Here is a 1,341-nt window from a genome sequence, read left to right as displayed (position 1 = left end):
GCGACGCGGGGAGCCGCTTCGAGGGCGGCTCGAGCGTCGAGGAAGAGGGCGCGGGTGCGGCGGGCGAGCAGATCTTCCAGGGTGAGTGCGCTCTCCTTGCGGATTCCCCAGAGGATTTCGGCGAAGGTGTAGGGGAGAGCCGGGTGGATCGGAAGGGAGGCGCCGGGCTCGGAGGAGCCCAGCCGGTCGATCTCCTTTTGCTCGCTTCCGTAGACCGAGGGGGAGTCCTCTTTCTCGGCGGGGGCTCCATGGAGGGGAGTGGTTTCACTCTTCGAGGGGCGGTGGGGGAGCCCGTGGATCCGCTCGGCAAAGTCGATGCACTCCTCGCCCATCCTCCGGTAGCTGGTCCACTTCCCTCCGGCCAGCGTGATGAGACCGGAAGGGGAGACAAAGAGCGCATGCTCGCGGCTGAGCTCCGCCCGGCTCTTTCGGCCGGGCTCTGCCAGCAGGGGCCGGAGGCCCGAGAACGAGGCGAGGGCTTCGGAGGGGAGGGAGAGGGAGCGGGAGATTTCGGAGCGGAGGAGCGCTTCTTCGGCGGGGGAGATCTGCGGGCTCTCCTCGGGCTCCTCGACGGGAACCTCGGTGGTGCCGAGGAGGAGACGGCCAAGCCAAGGGATCAGGAAGAGGACTCTGCCGTCGGAGGTCTTGGGGAGGAGGAGGGCATCTTTCCCCGGGAGGAAGGAGGGGAAGACCAAATGGCTCCCCCGGCTCAAGGCGAGCTTCCGTTGGGTTTGGGGCTCGTCGAGCGCCCGGAGGCGATCGGAAAAGACGCCGCTTGCGTTGATCACGATTCGGGCGGATGTGGAAAACTCCCGGCCGGAGAGCCGGTCGAGCAGGACGGCGCCGGTGATCCGTCCGGAGCGTTTGGCGAAGGCGAGAAGCTCGACGGCGTTGAGGGCGACCCCGCCGGCATCCTCGAGGGTGCGGAAGAGCGCGATCGCCATCCGGGCGTCGTCGAACTCGGCATCCCAGTAGAGGACCCCTCCCCGCAAGCGATCGGTTCGGAGGGCCGGCAGCCGCTCGACGGTCTGTTGGGGAGAAAGCCACTCGACCTCTCCGAGCCGCTGGGAGCCCGAAAGGCTCTGGTAGAGTCGCAGCCCGGAGAGATACCAGGGGATCTCCCAGCTCCGGTAGATCGGAACTACGAAGGGGAGCGGCTTGACCAGATGGGGAGCGTTCCGGAGGAGGAGAGAGCGCTCCCGGAGGGCCTCTCGGACCAGCGAAATCCGTCCTTGGCGCAGGTAGCGCACCCCGCCGTGGATCAGCTTGCTCGACCGGCTCGAGCTGCCCCGGCCGAAGTCGGCCTTTTCGATGAGGAGCGTCCGGTAGCCGCGGCCGGCC

At 68.0% G+C, this 1,341-nt stretch carries 1 protein-coding gene; it reads right to left on the bottom strand.

Annotated elements, in window-relative coordinates:
* The coding region (locus FN369_RS01340) for a glycerol-3-phosphate dehydrogenase/oxidase (RefSeq protein WP_142524418.1) at nt 1-1,341 on the bottom strand (1,341 nt) is incomplete at both ends.

Origin of the sequence: Methylacidimicrobium cyclopophantes (assembly GCF_902143385.2) — a bacterium.
Lineage (GTDB): Bacteria > Verrucomicrobiota > Verrucomicrobiia > Methylacidiphilales > Methylacidiphilaceae > Methylacidimicrobium > Methylacidimicrobium cyclopophantes.
Note: the sequence above shows the minus strand (reverse complement) of the source record. Positions and strands in the feature narration are given on the sequence as shown.